At 52.3% G+C, this 21,867-nt stretch carries 15 protein-coding genes; 7 read left to right on the forward strand and 8 right to left on the reverse strand.

Annotated features, from left to right (window positions below; genetic code table 11):
- The gene (locus B4W65_RS08945; RefSeq protein WP_088654811.1) at positions 1-4,410 is read right to left on the reverse strand and encodes a choice-of-anchor Q domain-containing protein; all 4,410 of its coding nucleotides are present in this window, start codon (positions 4,408-4,410) and stop codon (positions 1-3) included.
- 197 nt (positions 4,411-4,607) lie between these two features.
- On the opposite strand from B4W65_RS08945, the gene B4W65_RS08950 reads away from it, so the two are divergent.
- Positions 4,608-5,939: an anthranilate synthase component I family protein gene (locus B4W65_RS08950; protein ID WP_158522815.1), complete on the forward strand. Its 1,332-nt coding sequence runs from the start codon at positions 4,608-4,610 to the stop codon at positions 5,937-5,939.
- Entirely contained in the window at positions 5,936-7,285 is a 1,350-nt protein-coding gene (gene tilS / locus B4W65_RS08955; protein WP_158522816.1) for a tRNA lysidine(34) synthetase TilS, read from the forward strand. Before B4W65_RS08950 ends, tilS begins: the two co-directional genes overlap by 4 nt.
- A gap of 336 nt (positions 7,286-7,621) precedes the next feature.
- Here tilS and B4W65_RS08960 read toward each other — a convergent pair whose 3' ends face one another.
- The 4 genes from B4W65_RS08960 to B4W65_RS08975 all read right to left on the reverse strand — a co-directional run bounded on the left by B4W65_RS08960 (position 7,622) and on the right by B4W65_RS08975 (position 11,777).
- The gene (locus tag B4W65_RS08960) at positions 7,622-8,404 is read right to left on the reverse strand and encodes a prephenate dehydrogenase (protein ID WP_088654814.1); all 783 of its coding nucleotides are present in this window, start codon (positions 8,402-8,404) and stop codon (positions 7,622-7,624) included.
- 98 nt (positions 8,405-8,502) lie between these two features.
- Positions 8,503-9,609, reverse strand: coding sequence for a bifunctional 3-deoxy-7-phosphoheptulonate synthase/chorismate mutase type II (locus B4W65_RS08965; protein ID WP_088654815.1), 1,107 nt, complete (start codon positions 9,607-9,609; stop codon positions 8,503-8,505).
- Positions 9,610-9,615: 6 nt separating this feature from the next.
- Positions 9,616-10,776, reverse strand: coding sequence for a pyridoxal phosphate-dependent aminotransferase (locus B4W65_RS08970; RefSeq protein ID WP_088654816.1), 1,161 nt, complete (start codon positions 10,774-10,776; stop codon positions 9,616-9,618).
- Positions 10,777-10,874: 98 nt separating this feature from the next.
- Positions 10,875-11,777, reverse strand: coding sequence for a prephenate dehydratase (locus tag B4W65_RS08975; RefSeq protein ID WP_088654817.1), 903 nt, complete (start codon positions 11,775-11,777; stop codon positions 10,875-10,877).
- A 527-nt stretch (positions 11,778-12,304) separates the two neighbouring features.
- Here B4W65_RS08975 and B4W65_RS08980 point away from each other — a divergent pair.
- The 4 genes from B4W65_RS08980 to B4W65_RS08995 all read left to right on the forward strand — a co-directional run bounded on the left by B4W65_RS08980 (position 12,305) and on the right by B4W65_RS08995 (position 16,000).
- The gene (locus B4W65_RS08980) at positions 12,305-13,309 is read left to right on the forward strand and encodes an MlaD family protein (protein WP_088654818.1); all 1,005 of its coding nucleotides are present in this window, start codon (positions 12,305-12,307) and stop codon (positions 13,307-13,309) included.
- 74 nt (positions 13,310-13,383) lie between these two features.
- A complete protein-coding gene (locus B4W65_RS08985; RefSeq protein ID WP_158522817.1) occupies positions 13,384-14,040 on the forward strand; it encodes an ABC-type transport auxiliary lipoprotein family protein in 657 nt (218 codons plus the stop codon).
- 90 nt (positions 14,041-14,130) lie between these two features.
- A complete protein-coding gene (locus tag B4W65_RS08990; protein WP_088654921.1) occupies positions 14,131-15,246 on the forward strand; it encodes an ABC transporter permease in 1,116 nt (371 codons plus the stop codon).
- 7 nt (positions 15,247-15,253) lie between these two features.
- Positions 15,254-16,000, forward strand: coding sequence for an ABC transporter ATP-binding protein (locus B4W65_RS08995; RefSeq protein ID WP_088654820.1), 747 nt, complete (start codon positions 15,254-15,256; stop codon positions 15,998-16,000).
- Here B4W65_RS08995 and B4W65_RS09000 read toward each other — a convergent pair.
- The 3 genes from B4W65_RS09000 to B4W65_RS09010 form a co-directional block, all read right to left on the reverse strand.
- Positions 15,994-17,892: an ABC-F family ATP-binding cassette domain-containing protein gene (locus B4W65_RS09000; protein ID WP_088654821.1), complete on the reverse strand. Its 1,899-nt coding sequence runs from the start codon at positions 17,890-17,892 to the stop codon at positions 15,994-15,996. The two genes, B4W65_RS08995 and B4W65_RS09000, sit on opposite strands and share 7 nt — an antisense overlap.
- A 112-nt stretch (positions 17,893-18,004) precedes the next feature.
- Positions 18,005-18,991, reverse strand: coding sequence for an L-glyceraldehyde 3-phosphate reductase (mgrA, locus tag B4W65_RS09005; RefSeq protein WP_088654822.1), 987 nt, complete (start codon positions 18,989-18,991; stop codon positions 18,005-18,007).
- Between the two features lie 14 nt (positions 18,992-19,005).
- Positions 19,006-20,292: a M64 family metallopeptidase gene (locus tag B4W65_RS09010; protein ID WP_088654823.1), complete on the reverse strand. Its 1,287-nt coding sequence runs from the start codon at positions 20,290-20,292 to the stop codon at positions 19,006-19,008.
- Between the two features lie 88 nt (positions 20,293-20,380).
- Here B4W65_RS09010 and B4W65_RS09015 point away from each other — a divergent pair, with 88 nt between their 5' ends.
- Complete coding sequence (locus B4W65_RS09015; RefSeq protein ID WP_240509525.1) at positions 20,381-21,682, forward strand: mechanosensitive ion channel family protein; 1,302 nt, start codon at positions 20,381-20,383, stop codon at positions 21,680-21,682.
- The last annotated feature ends 185 nt before the right edge of the window (positions 21,683-21,867 follow it).

Genomic DNA, 21,867 nt, shown 5'->3' on the forward strand with positions numbered 1-21,867 from the left:
TTATTTCACATGCAGCCGGACCACATCAGAAAATCCGCTTTCCGATTGATAGCGCAAAAGATAAACGCCGGGCGACAATGCGGGAAGTGATGGATACTGAAGACCTGATCCCTCCAGGTGTTGTGTAAAAACGAGACGCCCACTTAAATCAATAAGCTGCAGAAAACCACCGACATACTCCCCAGGCACCTGCAAGGTCAGGCGCTCGCTCTCCAAGCGTATGGGATTGGGCCACAATTGCAATCCTCCAGACACAAGGGAGGTCTCCTGCCTACTGGTGGGATTAAGTATGCGAAAAGTACTGTAATAAGACCAGTCCAGGTAGCCCTCAGCGGTACGCGCTCTTACCCGCCAACTGATTTCATCTGCCGGGGAAAGATTTACAATATTCTGGCTCAGACCTTGCAAACCACTCATCACCTGATAAGCAGTTCCTACACGGTATTCCAACTCGTAGTCCAGGATTCCGGCAGGCGCTTCCTCCTCCCAGACCCAACGCAACTCCATAGCGCTAACATCCGTCCCAAACTCAGTCCCATCCGCAGGATACTCTACAATCGGAGCCATCAATTGCACATCAAAACCACCTTCAAAGGGGCCCATATCGGGCTGTGCACCCTGAACACGATCGGCTCCTATAAAGTCGACCAGTCCGACTCCCTGAGGCCAAGCGCCAGGCATACCCTCTTCCAGGGCTGGGGAAGTCATCCCCAAACGATAATCCCCTTCTGCAACATTTAAAAACAAGGGATCGGCTTGCAAGTTGCCAACTCCGGTGTAACCGTTTTCCACCAAACTGTAAGTCACTTCAGCGCCGCGAAAAGAAGCATCAGCAATACCCGCAGTATTTTTCCAGGCTATGGAATTATACACCTTGCTGTAGTTGCCGTACAAAGCTCCGCCATATGAGGAGGCCTGATTCTGATGCCACAAACAGTGGTAAAACATCATAACCCCTGAAGCAGAAACCGCGCCACCACTGCTTCCGGCCTTGTTATTGGTAAACAGGGTGTTGACAAAAACCGGTTCCGAGTAGGCATCGCCCCAAACAGCTCCACCGGATGTGGCGCTCTGGTTTTGCCTGAACCAAACATTAATAATGCGAGGAGACGCATAGGTCAATACCAAACCACCACCACCTGCGTTGTCTGAGTTGGCTCCTTCGATAATTAAACCGTCCAGCCATAAATCCCTTACCGGGGAATCGGCATCTCCACTAACATGAACAAGCTGCCTTACATTATCAGCTGCAGCATTTTGATCCCCAATTTCTCCACTGAGTACAGTAGGATAATTAAACCAGTCTCTTTGCTCCAGTTCACTTTCATTCCCAAGGAAGCCTCCGTATATTTTAATGCCGTCGATCAGGTTAAAGGACGCATCACGAGTGGCCCCGGGAAGGTAAGTCCCTGCCGCCAGCCAAAGCTCGTCACTTGCGATGGCCATAGCCAAGGCTTCCTGCAAAGAGACCGCATCGGACCATGAAGTTCCGCCTCCCTGCCCTTCCGGCTTAACATACAAAGGATGGCCACGGCGCACTCTAAAGACAGCGGGGGCCGACCAGCGGCGACTGCCGTCGCTGTGGCGACTGTACAAGCGCCAATTCACCCGGTCGAGAGGCTGAACGCCGTCCAGCAAAGTTTGTAAGCCGCTCAGACCATTCATTTCAATCTCTTCTCCTTCGTTTACGCGATATACCAACACATAGTCCACTACATCCGACGGAGTTGCATCGTGCCAACGCCATTCCACAGCTACATTTCCTTCGCCCGGCTCTTGCGTCTTTCCGTTGGCCGGATTGAAGGCATAAACCGTATTGGTGCCTCCCTCAAAAGGCCCAATATCTGCTTGCCCACCCAGGACTCTGCTTCTTCCGCGGAAATCGTTACTCAGCCAGGTAGGAACCGCCAATCCCTTATCAATAGCAGGAGAAGCGTAATTCAGACGAAAATCACCAAACTCCCCATCCACAAACAAGGGATCGTCGTTCAGCAATTCACTGGCGCTGACCTCATCGGCCATACAACTATAAACCTCAGCGTTGAAATAATGATGATTGCTGCTGATGGAAGAAGCACTGAGTGCAAAAATAGAGTTGCGGACTTTCAGTTTATTGCTGGAGGTGGCAAAAACAGCACCACCCCAAAGGTCACAACTGTTCCGGTAAAAAACACTGTTCCAAACATCAAAAACAGCATCGGTATATAGGGCGCCGCCATTACTGGTCGCATGGTTATCCATAAATATTAAGTTCCCCGCCAATGGCTGCGAATTACCCAAAACGGCCATCCCGGCACCGTTCTTTCCGTTGTTGTTTTTGAAAAGTACATTGACCACGGTTGGCGAAGCATGTTCAAGATACAGTCCCCCGCCAAAGTCGAAGGTATTGATGCTCAAGCGTGCATTGCCGCCCGTAACAACCAGACCGTCCAACCGGGTTTGATGACCAACCGGGCTGCCCAAGGTTCCGCGCATCCGTACCACGTTGAAAGCATTGTCCGCAATGCTTTCCGGGTCGCCCAACTCGCCGGTAAGGACACTTCGGTTCTGCAAGACATTGCGTTGACTCAGAAGCGTTTCCGTTCCCACAAAACCTCCAAATAAGGAAACGCCATTAGGAATTTCAAAAGCTGTGGCAGGGTCTCCTTCTGCATCTGTCACATAATTGCCCTTCATCAACCAAAGCTGATCGCCATAAGCGGCATTCTGTAAAGCACCATGTAAAGAGCTGGCTGCAGTCCATGAACTGCCGTCACCACTACCGTCGACTTTAACGTAAACGGGGCGTCCGCGGGTAATATAAAAAACAAAGACCTCGGAATACATTTGCCCGTTGTCATCCATTTGCGCAACCACCCGCCATTCTACCTTGTCAAAAGCATTTAAGCCCTCAATGGTATAGGAACTTTCGGTATCGGGTACCACTACGCCACTCCAGGTTGCCACCCCGTTCAGCCGATACTCTACTCTAAAAGAGTTTAAGCCGGCGGGGCCATCCTGGGGCCACTCCCACACTACGTTAACAGAAGAAGTGCCTGCATCAAACAATTGTTTGTTGGCGGGACTGATTAAAGTAGGCAGCACTTCGCCCCCTTCGTACACGCCTATGTCTACAGTTCCGGCCTGGATGCGAGTGCGCTGGCCGAAATCATAGTCACCATCATCCGGCACATAGGCGTTACTGCCTTTATTGAGGACCGGCGAATTTACATTTACGCGAAAATCACCGCCCTCGGCATAAATAAATTGGGGATCGGACGAAATATTGGCTGTTCCCAAAACTCCTCCCTCCACCACACTATAGCGAAAAATCGTATTGTAGCCCTGTGGGCTTGATGAAGCAGCATTGCCCCAAAAAATAGAGTTTATGCCGGCAACTGCACCGTAGCCCCCATTGTCCACGGCCCCACCCCGTGAAAGGGCATTATTAGCGTAAAAAACACAGTTGACAAAGTCCATGGCTCCCAAAGTCCTTACCGCACCGCCAAACCTTTGCGCTTGATTGCCTCTGAAAATACAATTAAAAAAATAAGGCGAGGAATGCTCGTCCGCAGCCACTGCGCCCCCACTGAAGGAAGTATTGTTGCGAAACACCACATTACGAAAATCGACCCAAGCCCGTGTCAAACGGATGCCCCCGCCGCTCACGCTGTCCTCCGTGGCGTAACCTTCTTCAATGATGACCCCGTCAATTCGGGTAGCGCGAGTAAGCGGGAATTCTTCGCTGCCGAGTGCCACCAATACATGGCGGGCATTGTCGGTCTCCGACTCCACGTCACCAATGTTGCCACTCAAAATCACCGGGTTATCCTGCCAGTTGCGTTGCCCCAGCTCAGTCTCTGTTCCGGCAAAACCACCAATTATCTGGACCCCATCGCGAAGCAATAAAAACGGAGTGTTCCTGTCGTATCCGCTAACCGGCAGGTAAGTGCCTGCTGCCAACCACAATTCATCTCCGGGAACTGCATTAATCAGTGCATTTTGTAAAGAAGACGCATTACCCCAACTGCTTCCGTTTCCACTGCCATTGGTCCTGACATAAACCGGCTGATTGCGCGCAACGTAGAATTGTCGTCGGGCGGTCCAGGTGCGACCATCATCCGTGTCTACCGCAGCCACCCGCCAACTTATGCGCGTACCGGGCGTCAGTCCGCCCAGAGCATAGGAAGTCCCTGAAAGGCCACTCACCAGGTCTTGCACGACTCCGTTAACAGCATACTCAATTTCGTATCCGCTTAAATTTTCAATGGGTGTGTCGCTCCATGACCAGCTGAGATTTACTGAGGTCGTCTCGATGGAAAAAACAGCCTCGGGTTCGGGCGACACAGGTTCCAGGGTACCCGCACTAAGACGCAGAGAGCAAAATAATCCCACGACCAGCAGATACCAAAGCCTGTAATAATTCTTCATTGGGTTCACGCTAATGTTTTGCAAACATAATACAAAACAAGATTAAATTCCGTGTTTATACGCACAAGACTTGTCGACGTTTCAACTTTTATCAACAAAAACCAGGCTTTCATCCCCAAATTAGTGCATTTTGAACCAGGCACAGCAAAATGCAGCAATATTTTGCAGGAAAGCGCCCACACACTAACTTTGCAGCCATGCGAAAATGGATCACATTGTCCCCGGACGAGCCCCTGAAGCTGGAGGCTGCACTGCTTGCGCTTACAGCCGACTTTGAGGAAGCGATGGTACTGAGCAACCGCTGGTACCAGCCTCAGGGCTGGTACCAAAAGCTGCAACGCTTTTCCCTCCTGGCGGGATTGGGCGCACTGGAAAGTCACCAAGGACCCTTGGCACAACTGGGCCTCGCCCTGGATAAGGACGACTGGTACCTGGGCCATTTGAGCTACAAGCTGCAAGAAGAACTATTCCCTCTGCAGCCAAAGGCAGCCAGGGAACAAATACCTTTTGCCCCCCTCTCCTTTTTCCGTCCCCGCTGGCTGGTCCTCAACGATGCTAAAGGACCACGCCTGGGCTACGATCCAAGGCACGACGACGAGAAAACGGCAGGCAACTTCATCGAGAGACTGCTGGAGCGCAGGGAAAGACCCGAAACGAAATCGCCGCAACAACTTCCCCAGCTGCAAGCTTGTCTCAGCCGCGAACAATACCTCAAGGCAGTCAGGGACTTACAGGAACACATCCACCGGGGCGACATTTATGAGGTCAATTTCTGTATGGAGTTTGCCGCACAATTACCAGCCGAAACACCACCCCAGTACCCGCAGGACCTGTTTGCGCAACTGGCCGACCACAGCGCGGTGCCTTTTCTGGCCTTCCTGCGCCAGGGAACACGCTATGCCCTTTCGGCCTCCCCCGAACGCTACCTGCAAAAAAGGGGGCGACAGCTCTTCAGTATGCCCATGAAGGGGACTGCCGCCCGGTCGGCCGACCCCTTGCACGACGCCGCCTTGCGCAACGATCTGGCCGCCTCCGCCAAAGAGCGGGCAGAAAACATTATGATTACCGACCTGGTGCGCAACGACCTTGCGCGCGTGGCCCAAAAAGCCTCCGTCAAGGTAGAAGAATTGTGTCGCCCCTACTCCTTTCCCCGGGTTCACCAATCGGTCAGCACCATTTCAGCCACCCTGGGCGACAAAAAACAGTGGGTCGATGCCCTGTTGACGAGCTTCCCCATGGGTTCAATGACCGGGGCCCCCAAGTTCAGTGCCCTGCAACTCATCGACCGGTATGAACAACGAAAAAGAGGTTTGTACTCCGGAGCCATCGGGTATCTGAGTCCCGAAAAGGATTTTGATTTCAGCGTAGTGATTCGTACTTTGCTTTGCGATACCCAAAGCCGTCGGCTGTCGTACACAGCCGGAAGTGCCATCACCGCACTTTCCGATCCCGAACAGGAATACCAGGAATGCCTGCTCAAAGCAGCCGCCATTTACCAACAAACACCCACTTCAGCCCCCAACAAATGAGTCCCCAAGCCATGTCCAACAACTTCGAAAAACGCTTTCGTCACCACCTCCTTCTCCGCTGTGGGGTAAAAGAAAATACGCGCATATTGGTGGGACTCAGTGGAGGAGCCGATTCGGCAGCTTTGTTGCATCTCTTGAAAGCGGCCGGTCACACCACCATAGCCGCCCATTGTAATTTCAATCTGCGCGGCAACGAGTCGGATGCCGACGAAGCCTTTGTCCGGGATCTTTGTCGTAAAGAAGGAATAGAAGTCCATGTGCAAAGCTTCGAGACCACCGCTTATGCGACCTCGCATAAGCTTTCCATCGAAATGGCCGCCAGGGAGCTTCGCTACCGTTGGTTTCAGCAACTTATGGCCCAACACGACTGTGATCTTCTGGCCACCGGTCACCACGGCAACGACGCCATCGAGACCTTCTTCCTGAATCTGAGTCGCGGTACCGGGGTAAGGGGACTGACCGGCATGGATTACCGGCGCGAGCAGCTTATCAGGCCCCTGCTTTTTGCTTCGTCCGATGAGATTCGCAACTTCTGTAAAGAACGCGTACTCTCTTGGCGCGAAGACGCCACCAACAGCGAAACCCTGTTTGTACGCAACAAAATCCGCCACCAAATACAGCCCCTGTTCGAGGAACTCAATCCCTCCTTTTTTGCCACCATGCAACACAACCTCGACCACCTGCGCGAACTTGCGGCCTTTTTCGATACGGAAATGGAAAAGCTGCGCAACGAATGGGTGGCACAGGAGGGCGACACCCATTTGATTCCCTTGCGCCTCTTGCGCGAACATCCACAGAAAAACAGTGTGCTTTTTGAGCTGCTGCGTCCCTACGGCTTCAACAGCAAAGCGGCCCAACAAATAGCAGAGGGACTCGACAGCGAACCCGGACGTCAGTTTTTCTCGGCCACCCACCGTTTGGTGATCGACCGCTACAACCTGCTGCTGGTTAAAGATGAGGAGAACGACCAGAACCGCTACATTTTGGAAGGCGGCAGCAAGCAACTTACAGTTCCACTGTCCCTCAAATGGGCATCCTACCCCAAAACCGAAGCTTTCATTTTATCCAAAAATCCCCATGAAGTACAACTCGATGCCGAGCTCATCGACTTCCCCCTCTACCTTCGGAAAGCCCGACCAGGCGATCGCTTCATCCCGCTGGGCATGACCGGCTTCAAAAAAATCAGCGATTTCTATGTTGACCAAAAACTCTCCCTCCTGCAAAAAGAAGACACCTGGCTGCTCACCAACGGACACGACATCCTCTGGGTAGTGGGCCACCGCATCGACGAGCGCTACAAAATCACCCCATCCACCAGAGCCATCCTCCACCTCACCCTCCTTTAGCCACTACGCACCCCTCGCCCAAAAGCACAATAAAGGCGGCACAGCCGCCGCGTGGACTTCAGTCCACTTTCAAGAACAAGCGCAAAGCGCTTGACCTATCCCTCCCAATAAAGGCAGCTCAGCTGCCGCGTGGACTTCAGTCCACTTTCAAGAACAGGCGCAAAGCGCTTGACCTATCCCTCCCAATAAAGGCGGCACAGCCGCCACGTGGACTTCAGTCCACTTTCAAGAACAAGCGCAAAGCGCTTGACCTATCCCTCCCAATAATAACCCAGGGTTTCAACCCTGGGGGGCCCTGAGGGCGGCCTCCGCAGCTCTCAAGCTATGGGGCCCTCCCTACGACTTAGCAGCGATGTTCCCCCGCACCCGCTGCAAAAATGCCTGCAAACCCTCGGTATCGTGCTGGTTAATCAGACCCAGCAAGTCCTTCAGCTCCTTACGGATCTGCTCAACCTGCCCTACGGTATAGGGGTTAAACAAAATTTCCGTCAACAGATAATCGTCCTCCGACAGCAAGCCACGGGCAATGTCCATGTGCTTTTTAAAAGTAGTTCCCGGCGCATCCTGCTGCTTCATACAGGCAGCAAACACCAGGGTCGACGAAAAAGGAATCGACAAAGAATAAGCAATGGTCTCATCGTGCTCATCAAAAGAATACTGATGAATGTTGAGTCCCAGCGAGCCAAAGAAGTCCTTAAAAAAGGCCTTGCCCATGTGGTCGGACTCGGTAATGATGATGGCGTGGTGCGCACTCAGATCCTTCAGGTTGGCAAAGGTGGGCCCAAACATGGGGTGGGTCGACACAAAGCGACGACCCGTACTCTTGTAGTAATCCTGAAACCCTGTTTTCACCGAGGCAATGTCACTGAGGATACAATGAGCTGGCAAATAAGGCTCCACCTCACGAAAGACCGCAATGGTGTGTTTCAGGGTAACACTGTTGATCAACAACTCAGGTTCAAATTCCCTGATTTCCTCAAGGGTCGTTAATCGCTGGGTATTGAACACATAGCGCAAACGCTCCTTGTCCCTGTCAAAAATAGCCACTTCGTGCTGCAGACACAAGGCATCGGTCAACCAGGTCCCCATTTTACCAGCACCCAAAATACAAATCTTCATTGCTTGCACATTGTTGTTTACAAGCAGCATCACCAGGCCGGGCCGGGTGATGCTGCTGAATAATTCTCCAGAACGCTTGCTGTTAAAGAATAGAAAACCTAAGCCTCCTTCTCCTTACTTTTAAGCGCCTTGTTCATGATGGCACTCTGACAAGAGATGGATTCTTCGTGAATGGATTCAAAAATCTTCACGGCAAATTCCCCGTCAAGGCCCCGTTTATTGGCACGCTCTGTACGGTCGCGCATGATTTCATCGTAACGACGACTCTGCAAAATGGTAATGTTGTTCTCCTGCTTGTACTTACCAATGGCTTCCGAAACCTTCATACGGGCAGCCAAAATGTCGAGCAGATCGTTGTCGAGTTTATCGATTTGCTTACGCAACTCATCGAGCGTATTACGCGGTGTATCCCCGATTTTAGGACGACGCAAGATCAAACCATCCAACACCTTCTTGAGGCCTTCAGGAGTCAACTGCTGAGCAGCGTCGCTCCAGGCCTTCTCCGGATTGTAATGGGTTTCGATGATCAAACCATCAAAGTTCAAGTCCATCGCCTCCTGGCAAATGTCGGCAATCAGCTCTCGCTTACCCCCGATGTGACTCGGGTCGGTGATGATGGGCAGCTCCGGAATACGACGGTGCAACTCAATGGGAATCTGCCATTGCGGATGGTTGCGGAATTCCGACTTATCGTAAGTACTGAAACCGCGATGAATCGCAGCCAGCTGCTTAATTCCGGCATTGTTGATGCGCTCCAGGGCGCCTATCCACAAATCGAGGTCGGGGTTCACCGGGTTTTTAACAAACACGGGAATATCGAGGCCCTTAAGGGCATCGGCCACTTCCTGTACAGCAAAAGGGTTGGCCGAAGTACGGGCTCCCACCCACATCATATCCACACCATGCTTAATGGCTTCGTATACGTGATGCGCAGTGGCTACCTCTACACCGACATACATGCCGGTTTCTTCCTTCACTTTCTTGAGCCAGGGGAGTCCGATAGAACCCACGCCTTCGAAGGCTCCGGGACGGGTACGTGGCTTCCAGATGCCTGCACGGAAGACTTTTACGCCGATGGCCGAAAGCAAACGGGCAGTAGCCAGAGTTTGCTCTTCGGTTTCCGCACTACAGGGACCCGCAATTACCAGGGGTCTTTTAGGTTCCAGACCCGGAAAATTAATGGGTTCAAGATTCAACTTTGACATAGCTGCTTAAAATTTGATGTTTTGGATGCGTTTAATGGTTTCCCTGAATTTATCTTCGGTGGTACAAAGCGAGATGCGAATGTACCGTTCACCTGCTTCCCCGAAGATGAAACCGGGGGTAATAAATACATGAGCCTTCTCTAATACGATGTCGCTCACTTCGGTACCGTTTTTAAAAGTATCGGGAATGCGGGCCCAGACGAACAAACCGGTTTGGTTGCGGTCGTACTCGCATTTTAAGAGGTCCATAATCTGGAATACCAGTTCACGACGACGGGTATAGCCTTCGTTCAACTCTTTGTACCAGGCGTCACCCATAGACAGTGCCTTAATGGCGGCTTCCTGCACGGGACGGAACATACCGGAGTCCATGTTGCTCTTTACACGCAAAATGTACTGCAAAAACTCTGCGTTAGAGGCAGCCATACCCACGCGCCATCCGGCCATGTTGTGCGACTTACTCAAGGAATTCAATTCAATACCAATCTCCTTAAATCCGGGAATGGACATGATGCTGGTAGGATTGGGGTTCAGCACAAAACTGTAGGGGTTATCGTTGACCAATAAGATGTTGTTTTTACGACAGAAAGCCACGATCTTCTCCATCACCTCCTGCTGGGCAGGGGCTCCGGTAGGCATGTTGGGATAGTTGATCCACATCATTTTCACCTTCGACAGGTCGCTGTTTTCCAGGGCCGCCAAATCGGGCTGCCAGTTGTCGTCGGCTTTCAATTCAAAATAACGAATTTTGGCACTCACCAGGTTGGCAACGGCAGTGTAGGTGGGGTAGCCCAGACTGGGCAACAGAACCTCATCACCGGGGTTCAGAAAAGCCATGCAGATGTGCATGATGGCCTCCTTGGAACCCATCATGGGCAGAATTTCAGTATTGTAGTCGAGTTCGACGTTGTAACTGCGCTTGTACCAGTCGGCAAAGGCCTTACGAAGACCGGGTGTTCCGACATAGCTCTGATAGCCGTGGAAACCGGGGTTTGGCGCTGCATCCTGCAGGGCCTTAATGACTTCGGGGGCAGGCGCCTGGTCGGGACTGCCGATACCAAGGTTTACAACGTCTGCGCCTTCGTTGCGCATTTTTTCAATCTGCTTCAGTTTAATCGAAAAATAGTATTCCGATACATTACTAATTCTGTCTGCTGGTTGAATCATGGTTACAATTTATAATTGTCAATAAAAAGGTTAATTATAAGGTCATTCAACGATAAAGATAAAGCCAATTTTTCTGTGGTAAAAACGCCGCTGCGTTTTTACAAGGCCACGGCCCTCTTCACCCCTCCGCCACCGTTGGTTTCGTAAAGGGTATCGGCCGCCTCGTACTCTCCCAGTTCACGCAGCTTACGGGTAAGGGGCCGTATGGCATCGAGCGACTGGTGATAGCGTTGGTAATCAGTTATCTGCACATCGATGTAAAAAAGATATTCCCACTCCTGCCCGATAATGGGCAGCGATTGTATCTTACTCAGGTTGATGTTGTAAAAAGTCAGGATGGTCAAAATCTTGGAGAGACTGCCCTCTTCGTGAGGCAGGGAAAAGACCAGGGAAGCCTTGGTCAGGCGACCTTCGCTGAGCAACTTTTGTTTTTGCTGCTCATCGGCACGACCGACCACCAAAAAGCGGGTATAGTTGTGTTTGTTGGTTTCAATATCGCGTGCCAACAACTCCAACCCGTAAATTTGAGCGGCCAGCGAAGAAGCAATCGCAGCAACACCTGGGGTGCGATTTTCTGAGATACGCTTGGCGCTGAGGGCGGTATCTTCCGACTCCACCAGACGAATATGCGGATAGCTTTTGAAAAACGCCTCGCACTGTGCCAGCGCCATAGGGTGCGAATGCACTTCTTTAATATCGGCCAGCGTTTGTCCCGGTAAGGCCATCAGCTGGTGCTTAATGCGCAACTTGTGTTCGCCAAGCACCATAAAACCAGAATCCTTCAACAGGGTGTAATTGGCCAGCAAACTGCCCACCAGGGTATTTTCGATGGCTACCATGCCCAGCATCTCCTCATCCTGATTCATTCGCTCAAACAATTCAGGAAACGACAAACAGGGAACCAATTCAAGGGGTTCATCGCCAAAGTAGGCACGGGCAGCGATGTCGTGATTGGCTCCCGGCCATCCCTGAATCGCAATCTTTGTTGCTGACTGACTCATTTTATCTTTTCGTTTCAATTTCCCTTTAGCTTCAAACGACGCGAAGCCGTACTTGTTCAACAGTGCTGCTGCTTTTAAAAAATAAAAATCCCGCCCTGATACAGGGGCGGGATTATATTTTGTCGGGAATTCCTAAATTTCATTTCTATTAGGCAAACACATAACCCACCCCCTTTGGCCATAAAACCAAAAAAAGAAGTAAAAGAAATAATAAAAATAGGAACCGCGTTTCATTTGCTCGCTTTTATCAGCTACAAAAATAGAGATAAAAATCATTCCTCCAACCCAAATTTGAAAAAAAAGAAGTGAAAAGGCTGCTTTTTTTTTAATCCCAAAGCCCCCGACTGTATTTTACTTACTTTTTAACAGCTGCCAAACCACAAGCTGCCAAGGTTTCTCCTTTACCTTCCCGGGCCGACCGCCTGGCCCTTCTTTTATTAAAGCTGCCGTGGCAGTCTTTGCACAAATCAAGTCTTTTTGCTACCTTACCTAGCCTACTCTGCCCACTCCAAATTAAACCCGACAGCATGAATACAAAAGCACAAAAAATACGACTCGGCATCTTTGTGCTGATCAGCGCAAGTCTCTTAATTTTTATAGTGGTTTGGTTTACCGCCCGTCAGCTGCTCGAAAAAAGCGATACCTATTACGTAGCCTTCTCAGGGGTATCGGTCAGCGGCATGGAAGTGGGCAGTCAGGTCAAATACCTGGGCATACGCGTGGGCACCATTGCCGACATCGCCATCCATCCCGAAGATGTAACCAGCATTTTGGTCACCCTGGCCCTGAAACCGGGAACGCCCATTAAGGAAGATGCCCAGGCCGACATCAGTTCACAGGGGATTACAGGACTAAAGTCCATTGAAATACGCGGTGGCAGCAATGAGGCGCCGCGACTTCCGCCCGGAGAGTTTATTCCGGCAGGGAGTTCCCTTACCGACGACATTACCGGAAAGGCCGAAGTGATTGCCGAAAAGGCCGAGCAGGTGATCAACAATCTGCTGCGCCTGACCCAGCCGGCCAACACCGAAAAGGTGGTGGCGCTGCTCGACAAATACCAGGAGCTGGGAGAAAATGCCAACCAGGCCGCCCTGGGGGTCGATTCCCTGCTGAATGAAAATCGTGGCGACTTGCGTGAAGTGGTGCAGGCAGCACGTACGCTCACCGACCGTCTGCTGGCTTCCTCCGACGCCCTCGATGCCAGTCTTCAACGCATCGACCGGGTAGTGCAAAGCGATACCATCGATCAAATTTTAGGTAACGCCCTGGTGTTTTCAAATTCGCTTAAGGACAGTCGACTGAGCAGTCTGGTAGAAGAGCTGGCCATTGTTGCCCGTCACACCCAGGAACTTTTGGTTAAGGTGGATGAGGACTTGAATCAGGGCAGTCGCGATTTGGCAGAGAGCCAGGTGCTGCTGAAAGCAACCCTTCAAAATCTGCACGAAGCCTCCAGGAAAATAAACGACAATCCGGGCGTTTTGCTGCGCGGCAGCAAAACCCGCAACAGTCCCGATCAGGAATTAAACCCCTGAATCGCAAAAGCAGCAGGAAGGGCACGCTTAAAATGCCGCCTGTCCCAAGTTATAAGACACAAATACCAAACACCATGAAGCATACTCCAAATGCAAGCATAAAAATACTTCCCGGCCTTTTCTTTCTCATACTTACCCTGAGTCTGGGCGCCTGCCGAAGCAGCACAACCGTGGTCAAGCACTACTACCTCCTGGAAAACGAAATAACCGGGGACAGCCTGCTGCACCTACGCTTTCCCGAGGCACAACTTGAAGTAGCCGCCGTAGAAGTGGCGCCGGCCTTGGCCACAGAAGCCATTGCATTGCGTGAAAAAAGTCACCAGCTGCGCTATTTTGAAAACCATCGCTGGGCCGTTCGACCCGATGCCAACCTGCACCACCTCATCCTGACCCACCTTTCGTCGGCCCACTTATTTCAAAGGGTGGCCGAACGCTTTTGGCAGCAAAGGGCTGCCTATCGCCTGGAAACACGGGTGCAGCGTCTCGATGTAGAAAAGCGGGACAAAGCCTTGTATGCCGTACTGCAACTAGACTTTTCACTGATTGAAACAGCGGGGGGACAAACCATACTGAAACAGCCGGTTAAAAGTGAGGAGCGTCTTGAGGACAGGGACCTCAATACCATGGCGGCCGCATTGAGCCGGGTGCTGGCCGAAGAAATGAAACGACTGACCAGGGATATTGAAGAAGCTGTTGCCACTCAGGAAGAAAGCAAGACATCTGGTCGATAGCCAGACAGTCCTGCCCCCTTCAACAAACACCCTGAAAAAAACAAAACCTTTCGACACAAAACCACAGGCCTTGTGCCCAATACTTTTAAAGTGAAAAAGAAAGTCGTCTACCACAGTCTCCGCTACGAGCCCCAAAACGGGGTGCTTTACCTGCAGGGAAAACTCACCCGCGAGCAGGCAGGGGAAGTACTGCATTGGGAGGCGCGTCTGGAAAGCAAGCACTTACCGGCAGTTTTGTGCCTGGATTACAGCGGCGTGAGGGAACTGGACAGCGCGGGCAGTACGGCCGTGCATATACTGCGACGCCGGCTAAAGGAACGGGGCCTGCATTTGGAGGAACGGGGCCTATCGCCGGAATGGGAAGAACGCCTCAACTTATTCTCACCGGCTGATCCTCAGGCAACTGCAGCAGCAAAAAAGGAGTCGCTGCCCTACCGACTCGGCAGCTGGATTCAGGAGTTCTGGACCAAACACGCCCGGGGCTTTATGCTGCTGATGGCCGATATGCTGTTTTGGGGTTTACGTGATTTATTTAAGAGGGGACAGCGGCGTAAGGGCGAAGCAGTAAACCAGGCCGTAGGTATTGGGGTCAATGCTGTGCCCATTGTTATGGTGCTGGCCTTCATCATTGGCCTGGTGCTGGCCTTGCAATCGGCCGCACAGTTGCGCAATTTTGGCGCCAATATTTTTATTGTGGACCTGATTGTGATTGCCATGATGGCCGAAATGGGACCGCTTATTACGGCCATTGTAGTGGCGGGCCGCAGTGGCTCTTCCATTGCGGCAGAAATAGCCACCATGAAGGTGACCAATGAAACCGATGCGCTGCAAACCATGGGCATCAACCCCTTACGCTTTGTGGTGGTGCCTAAGCTTTACGGGGCCTTACTGACCCTGCCCTTTTTAACCGTATTGGCCAATGTGGCAGGAATTGCCGGTGGGGCAACCGCCGCCTATGCCTATCTCGATATCGGTCCCGAAGTATTTTTCAACCGCATGCCCGCGGTCCTTTATCAAAAAGATATTGTTACGGGACTGGTCAAAAGTCTGGCCTTTGCCACGCTGGTGGTACTCACCGGCACCTGGTTTGGCTTTCAGGTCGATAAAGGGGCTGAAGGGGTGGGCAAGGCAGCCACCCGATCGGTAGTCGCCTCCATTGCACTGGTCATTGTGGCCGATTTGGTTTTGGGTTTGCTTTTTTACTAGCAGGTGTATGACAAAAAATGTGATTGAAGTCTCGGAACTCTCAGCCGCCTTTGATGAACGTAAGGTGCTGCACAGGGTGAATTTTTCGGTACCTGGGCAACAGGTCACCGTTATTTTAGGCGGCAGTGGTTCGGGCAAGACCACCATTTTGAAACACCTCCTGGGTTTGTACCCGGTGGACGAGGGCCGGGTGCGTATTTTCGACCGTGATTTGGCCAGCTTGTCGGAAGAGGAACAAAGGCTGCTTTACCAGCAAATGGGCGTCTTCTACCAAAACGGGGCCTTGCTCAATAACCTGAACGTACTGGAAAACATTGCGCTGCCCCTGCAACAACACACGCAGCTGCCCGAAGATTTAATAGCGGAAATGGTGCGCATGAAATTGCGCCTGGTGGGTCTCCATGATGCGGCCCTTCTGTTTCCGTCACAGTTGAGTGGCGGCATGCTCAAACGGGCCGCACTGGCACGGGCCATTGCCATGGACCCGCCCTTGCTGTTTTGTGATGAGCCGGGAGCCGGCCTCGATCCGGTATCGCTGGCGCGCCTGGACCAACTGATTCTCAACCTGAAGGAACAACTGGGCATCACCGTGATTATGGTGACCCACGAAGTGTCGAGCATCCTGCGCACAGCCGACCACATTGTTTTTCTCGACGAGGGCCAAATCGTATTGGAAGGCAGTAAGGAAGAAGCACTGGCCTCGGACTTGCCGGTTGTTCGCGATTTTTTTGGGAAGGGAACAGGGGCCTACTGACCGAGTTCGCTCAGTTCGAGCCAGCGCATTTCACTGTTGTCGAGCTCGGAGAGCAGCCGCCCGAGTCGCTCAGAGGCTGCCTGCAATTCCTCCGCACCCAGACTGCCCGAACTCAGAGCGCTCTCCAAGGCAGACTTTTCGTCTTCCAAGCGGGCCATGGCAGCCTCCAGTTCCTCCAATTCCTTCTTCTCCTTAAAGGTCATTTTTCGCGGCTTTCCGTTGTCGATGGCCGACTTGCCTTTGCGCTGGCGCTGCTCTACTTTATCGGTGGCTGCAGTATTGCTCTTTTCCCGGGCACTGACGGCCCTTTCGGCCTTCTTTTCAAACTCCTGGTATTGGCTGTAATTGCCCGGAAAGTTTTTTATCTCCCCCGCTCCCTTAAAAACAAAGAGCTGGTCTACAACCCGATCGAGAAAGTAGCGGTCGTGACTCACCACCAGCACACAGCCCTCAAAGCGGGCCAGATAATCTTCGAGCACACCGAGGGTGAAAATATCCAAATCGTTGGTGGGCTCATCCAGAATCAGGAAGTTGGGGTTGCGCATCAAAACCGTCATCAAATACAGACGCTTCTTTTCACCCCCACTGAGTTTGCGCACCTGCACGTAATGCATTTCGTTGGGGAACAAAAAGTAACGCAAAAACTGCGCGGCATTCATTCGTTGCCCGCTGCCCGCATCAATGTCCTCCGCAATTTCACTGATGACCTCTATAACTTTTTTGTTGTCGTCGAGCTGTATGCCCTCCTGGCGGTAATAACCAAAGACCAGGGTCTCTCCCTGATCGACCCGACCCGCATCGGGCTGGAGACTCCCGGTTAAAATATTTAATAAGGTACTCTTGCCACTGCCGTTTTTGCCCAGAATGCCGATGCGCTCGCCCTTCACAAACTTGTGCGAAAAATTACGAATCAAGTCAAGCTGATCAAAGGATTTGGAAATGTCTTCGAGATGAAGGACCTTCTTACCAAGTCGGGCCGATTGAATGTTCAAATCCAGAGCGGCCTCGTCCGTTTTTTGTCCCGCCACCTCCTTGAGTTCATAAAAAGCATCGATGCGGTACTTGGCCTTGGTGGCCCGTGCCTGCGGCATACGGTTCATCCAGTCCTGCTCCTTCCGCAACAGATTACGGGCCCGTTCGATTTCCTGCTGACGCTGCAACACGCGTTCCTCGCGCTTCTCTAAAAAATAGCTGTAATTGCCCTGGTAGCGGAAGAGCGACTGCTCATCCATTTCAAAGATGGTGTTGCACACCCTGTCGAGAAAAAAGCGATCGTGGGTCACCATGAGCAAAGTGGCCCGGTTGCGACTCAGATAGTCTTCCAGCCAATCCACCATATCCAAATCGAGGTGGTTGGTGGGCTCATCCAGAATCAACAAATCGGGCTCCTCCACCAAAACGGCGGCCAAAGCCACCCTTTTCAACTGGCCCCCCGACAACTGTTCCACCGGCTGCTCCAGTCGGGTTATCCGCAACTGATTGAGCACCTGTTTAACCCGCTGCTCGTAGTCCCAGGCTTGCAAGGCATCCATTTGTTCCATAAGACGACCGATGGTGGACTGATCGCCTTCCTCAAGGGCCGTCTCGTACCTGCGCACCAAATCGACCACCCCGTTGTCGCCGCTGAACACCGCTTCTTTCACTGTCATGCCGGGCGCATAAACGGGATCCTGACTCAGATAACCCACCTTAATGCCCGATCGCAGCGTAACCTGGCCTCCGTCTGCCACCAGCTTTCCGGCCAGAATATTCAGCAGGGTGGTTTTGCCGGTTCCGTTTCGGGCAATGAGTGCCGCCTTATCGCCTTCTTCCAAGCCAAAAGTCAAACCCTCAAACAAGCGAATATCCCCCCAGTGATGGGTCAATGCCTCTACCGATAATACATTAGCCATGCCAATTCTCCGTCTTATGAAGCCCCAAAGATAGCACAAAGCAGCAGGCTTTCAAGCCTGCTGCTGAGTTAAGTTTGCAGCAAAAGGACAAGGAAGTCCCCTCCCGACCAACCTACAACAGCTTTTCTATGGCCTGCAACTCCTCCTTGGTGAAAGTAAGCTTATCCAGAGCTGCCAGGTTGTCCGAAAGCTGCGCCACCGAACTGGCACCGATCAAAACGGAAGTCACCCGCTCGTCCTTCAAGAGCCAGGAAATGGCCATTTGGGCCAGACTCTGACCACGTGCTGCAGCCAGGTCGTTCAGGGCCAACAACTGGGCGTGCCGTTCGGGGGTGAGGGCTTCCTGCTTGAGAAAGCCATGGGCCTTGGCCATGCGCGAATCGGCCGGCACTTCCTTCAGGTAGCGCGAAGTCAACAAACCCTGCGCCAGAGGAGAAAAGGCAATGCAGCCAATGCCCCTTTTTCCCAACACATCCAACAATCCGTCCTCCACCCAGCGGTCGAGCATCGAATACCGGGGCTGGTGAATCAACAAGGGCGTGCCCAAATCATTCAGTATGGCCTCGGCCCGCTGGGTTTGATCGGCGTTGTAATTGGAGAGCCCCACGTACAGCGCCTTGCCCTGGCGCACCAGCAAATCAAGTGCCGCCATGGTTTCTTCAAGGGGCGTTTCGGGATCGGGCCTGTGGTGATAAAACACATCTACATAATCGAGGCCCATACGTTGCAGGCTTTGATCGAGACTGGAAACCAGGTACTTTTTTGAGCCCCAGTCGCCATAGGGCCCGGGCCACATAAGGTATCCGGCCTTGGTAGAGACGATGAGTTCGTCGCGGTAGGACTTAAACTCCCGGGCCAAAACGCGACCGAAGTTTTCCTCGGCCGATCCGGGTACGGGACCGTAATTATTGGCCAAATCAAAATGGGTTATGCCGTGGTCAAAGGCATACTTCAAAATTTCAAGCTGGGTAGAAAAAGCGTCCACCGAGCCAAAGTTGTGCCAGAGTCCCAACGACAATGCAGGAAGTCTCAGTCCGCTGTTGCCACAACGACGGTAGGTCATGGCATCGTAGCGGGTATCACGAGCAAGGTAGTTCATAGTATAAAGTGCATTTATTGAGCGTTAAACAATATTTTCCGGGTCAGAATATGGCGACAGACTGCGCAGAAACCCTTGGCTTCATTGGTGCGCATACGGCAGTTGAGGGCCGGTCGGTATACCCCTTTAGCCACGTAGCCGCCGCCCTCAAAGGCACCAATGGTGTTTTGATACATGGGGCGGACCGGTGTGGGCACCGGCGTAGAAGGCTCCAGCATCTGTTTCCACTTTTGGTCGAAATCGACCAAAGTGGTCAGATTCGGCTGCCAGGGCTCTATCTCCAGGTTGATGAATTCATTGTAGGCCACTTCGGCTCCATAGTATTCATCTCCCAAGCCCCCCAGTCCGTGACCCAATTCGTGAATCATTACGCGACCGGAATAGCGGTGTCCGCCGCTAACCACCGAAAAGTGATTGTAAATGCCGCCGCCGCCATACTTGTCGCTGTTTACCAAAACAATAATGTGATCGTGCGGCAACTGGGCAGCGTGATCATAAACCAACCAAGTCTCCTCCGTCTCCAGATAACGATCAATGCCCAGGGTGTTGAAGCTGCTGCCCATGGGGGTGGCCGACCAGTGCCCGGCTCTGGGGTCGTCGGGTCCGCTCTGACGGGAAGGAACGGCAAGCGCCCGAATGCGAATGTGTGCCTGCTGACTTTTAAAAGGCTCCATCTGCAGCAACTCCTGGCTTAAGGCATTGGCCTGCTGATAAAACAGTGCTTGCTCTTCGCTGCGGTAGCCCTCAGCCACAATGAGCAAGTCGAGCCTTCCGCCCTCCTTTGCGGCCCCGCCGTGCAGGGTGCGGTAGGGATGTTGTTCGGGGATAAAATAACCCACGGCAGGGTCCTCCGGATCGATGCTTTCGCTCAGCAGAGCGAAAAAGGTGCCATCGCGACGGCGACTTTCGATCCTCAGCTCAACAGGCCCGGCGGGCATGGGCATCTCAATGGTCTGCTGAAAGGCACGCTGCTTTTCCCGGGCCTCATCCGTAGTGCGCCATTCTTCAAACAAAGTAGAAAAGCCTCTTTGAAAAAGGGTATCGCCCGATACCGGATGCAATAAAAAATAACGGTACTCCCCATAATCAAACGGCGAGCGGTCCTGCCGGGCACTGCCAAAGGTGCCTGAATAGCGTAGCAAACGATGGATGTAGGCCGACTGGCTGGAGTGATTACCACTCAACACCAGATCGATGCGTAAAGTCTCGTTGCGAAGGAAGGAAGCCTCCTGAGCCAAAAGTACGCCACCACTCCAAATGGTATTGAGGACAAAAAGTAAATATGGTAGAATAATGCGCATAACCCCTCTTCAATCGTGTCGAGCCATTTGGCAAGATAAGGATTGTTTGGTAGTTTTATCGATTGAAATAACCAGAAAAAATAAAACCATGCTGGAAAACATTTTGGAAAGCTCAGACGGACTGCGCACCTGGCTGCAAAACTTACTGATGTCCTGGCATTTGCCGGAGTGGACCTTCAACACCATTGATTTTAGTATTCGGGTGCTCGTTATGTGGGCGCTGAGTTACCTGGCTTACTTCATCACCAAAAAAGTATTGCTGTTTTACACCATCAAACTGGTACAAAAAACAAAATCAAAATACGACGACTATCTGATTACCCGCAAGGTCTTTCATCGTTTCTCCCAACTGGCTCCGGGTCTGGTCATCTATCTTTTCAACGATGAGTTTTTCAGCCACTTTCCGGCCACCCAGAACATCCTGCATCAGCTCTCCGTAGTGTACATGATCTTTGTATTGTTTTGGTCCATTCAGGCCCTGTTCGCGGTGCTGGAAGACATTTACAATGCCAAACCCTATGCGGTGGAGCGCCCCATCCGCAGCTACATTCAGCTGCTTAACCTCATTTCCTATGTCGTTGGCGCCCTCATCGTGGTATCCATCTTATTTGAGGTAGAAGTCACCCGGATTTTTGCAGGTCTGGGTGCCATGGCGGCCGTGCTGATGCTGATTTTTAAAGACACCATCCTGGGCCTGGTAGCCGGGGTTCAACTCTCGGCCAACAAAATGATGCGGGTGGGCGACTGGATTTCAATGCCCTCACACAATGCCGACGGAACGGTGCTGGAAGTAACCCTGCATACGGTAAAGGTCCAGAACTGGGACCGGACCATCACCACCATTCCTACCTACGCCTTGGTAACCAGCCCCTTCATGAACTGGAGGGGCATGGAAGAAGGGGGCGGTCGACGCATCATGCGGTCCATCAATGTGGATATGCGCAGTGTGCAATTCTGCACCCCCGAAATGCTCGAAAAATTCAAAAAAATCCATCACCTCAAAGACTACATCGAAAGTCGCCAACAAGAAATAGAGAAATACAACCAAACACACGGCATCGATGAGAGCGTGAAAGTCAACGGACGACGTATGACCAACCTGGGGGTTTTTCGCAAATACCTCGAAAATTATTGTACCCGTCACCCGCAACTCAATACCGACATGACCTTTCTGATTCGCCACCTGCAACCCAGTGAAAAGGGCATTCCCATCCAGGTCTACGTCTTCAGTGCCGAAAAATCCTGGCCCGTTTACGAATCGATTCAGGCCGACCTTTTCGACCACATTCTTGCCGTTATCCCGGAATTTGGTCTCCGAGTCTTCCAGGAGCCCTCGGGCGACGACATCCTCACTGCCGTCACCACCCTCCGGCAGCCCCCTGAGGTCTAGGCTCGTGCGCCGGGAGCCCCGTGCGCAGGCCGGCCTCCGGCCAGCGCGCAAAAAAAAGGCAGCTCCGCTGCCGCGTGGACTTTAGTCCACTTGCAAGAACAGGCGCAAAGCGCCTGACCTATCCTTCCCAATCATAACCCAGGGTTTCAACCCTGGGAGGCTCGTGCGATGGCAAGCCGGCCTCC

The organism is Geofilum rhodophaeum, assembly GCF_002210225.1.
Classification (GTDB): domain Bacteria; phylum Bacteroidota; class Bacteroidia; order Bacteroidales; family Marinilabiliaceae; genus Geofilum; species Geofilum rhodophaeum.

Bases quoted from the DNA above. Each gene is read 5' to 3' on its own strand.
- B4W65_RS08945 (WP_088654811.1), bottom strand. From the start codon at position 4,410: ATGAAGAATTATTACAGGCTTTGGTATCTGCTGGTCGTGGGATTATTT.
- B4W65_RS08950 (WP_158522815.1), top strand. From the start codon at position 4,608: ATGCGAAAATGGATCACATTGTCCCCGGACGAGCCCCTGAAGCTGGAG.
- tilS (WP_158522816.1), top strand. From the start codon at position 5,936: ATGAGTCCCCAAGCCATGTCCAACAACTTCGAAAAACGCTTTCGTCAC.
- B4W65_RS08960 (WP_088654814.1), bottom strand. From the start codon at position 8,404: ATGAAGATTTGTATTTTGGGTGCTGGTAAAATGGGGACCTGGTTGACC.
- B4W65_RS08965 (WP_088654815.1), bottom strand. From the start codon at position 9,609: ATGTCAAAGTTGAATCTTGAACCCATTAATTTTCCGGGTCTGGAACCT.
- B4W65_RS08970 (WP_088654816.1), bottom strand. From the start codon at position 10,776: ATGATTCAACCAGCAGACAGAATTAGTAATGTATCGGAATACTATTTT.
- B4W65_RS08975 (WP_088654817.1), bottom strand. From the start codon at position 11,777: ATGAGTCAGTCAGCAACAAAGATTGCGATTCAGGGATGGCCGGGAGCC.
- B4W65_RS08980 (WP_088654818.1), top strand. From the start codon at position 12,305: ATGAATACAAAAGCACAAAAAATACGACTCGGCATCTTTGTGCTGATC.
- B4W65_RS08985 (WP_158522817.1), top strand. From the start codon at position 13,384: ATGAAGCATACTCCAAATGCAAGCATAAAAATACTTCCCGGCCTTTTC.
- B4W65_RS08995 (WP_088654820.1), top strand. From the start codon at position 15,254: ATGACAAAAAATGTGATTGAAGTCTCGGAACTCTCAGCCGCCTTTGAT.
- B4W65_RS09000 (WP_088654821.1), bottom strand. From the start codon at position 17,892: ATGGCTAATGTATTATCGGTAGAGGCATTGACCCATCACTGGGGGGAT.
- mgrA (WP_088654822.1), bottom strand. From the start codon at position 18,991: ATGAACTACCTTGCTCGTGATACCCGCTACGATGCCATGACCTACCGT.
- B4W65_RS09010 (WP_088654823.1), bottom strand. From the start codon at position 20,292: ATGCGCATTATTCTACCATATTTACTTTTTGTCCTCAATACCATTTGG.
- B4W65_RS09015 (WP_240509525.1), top strand. From the start codon at position 20,381: ATGCTGGAAAACATTTTGGAAAGCTCAGACGGACTGCGCACCTGGCTG.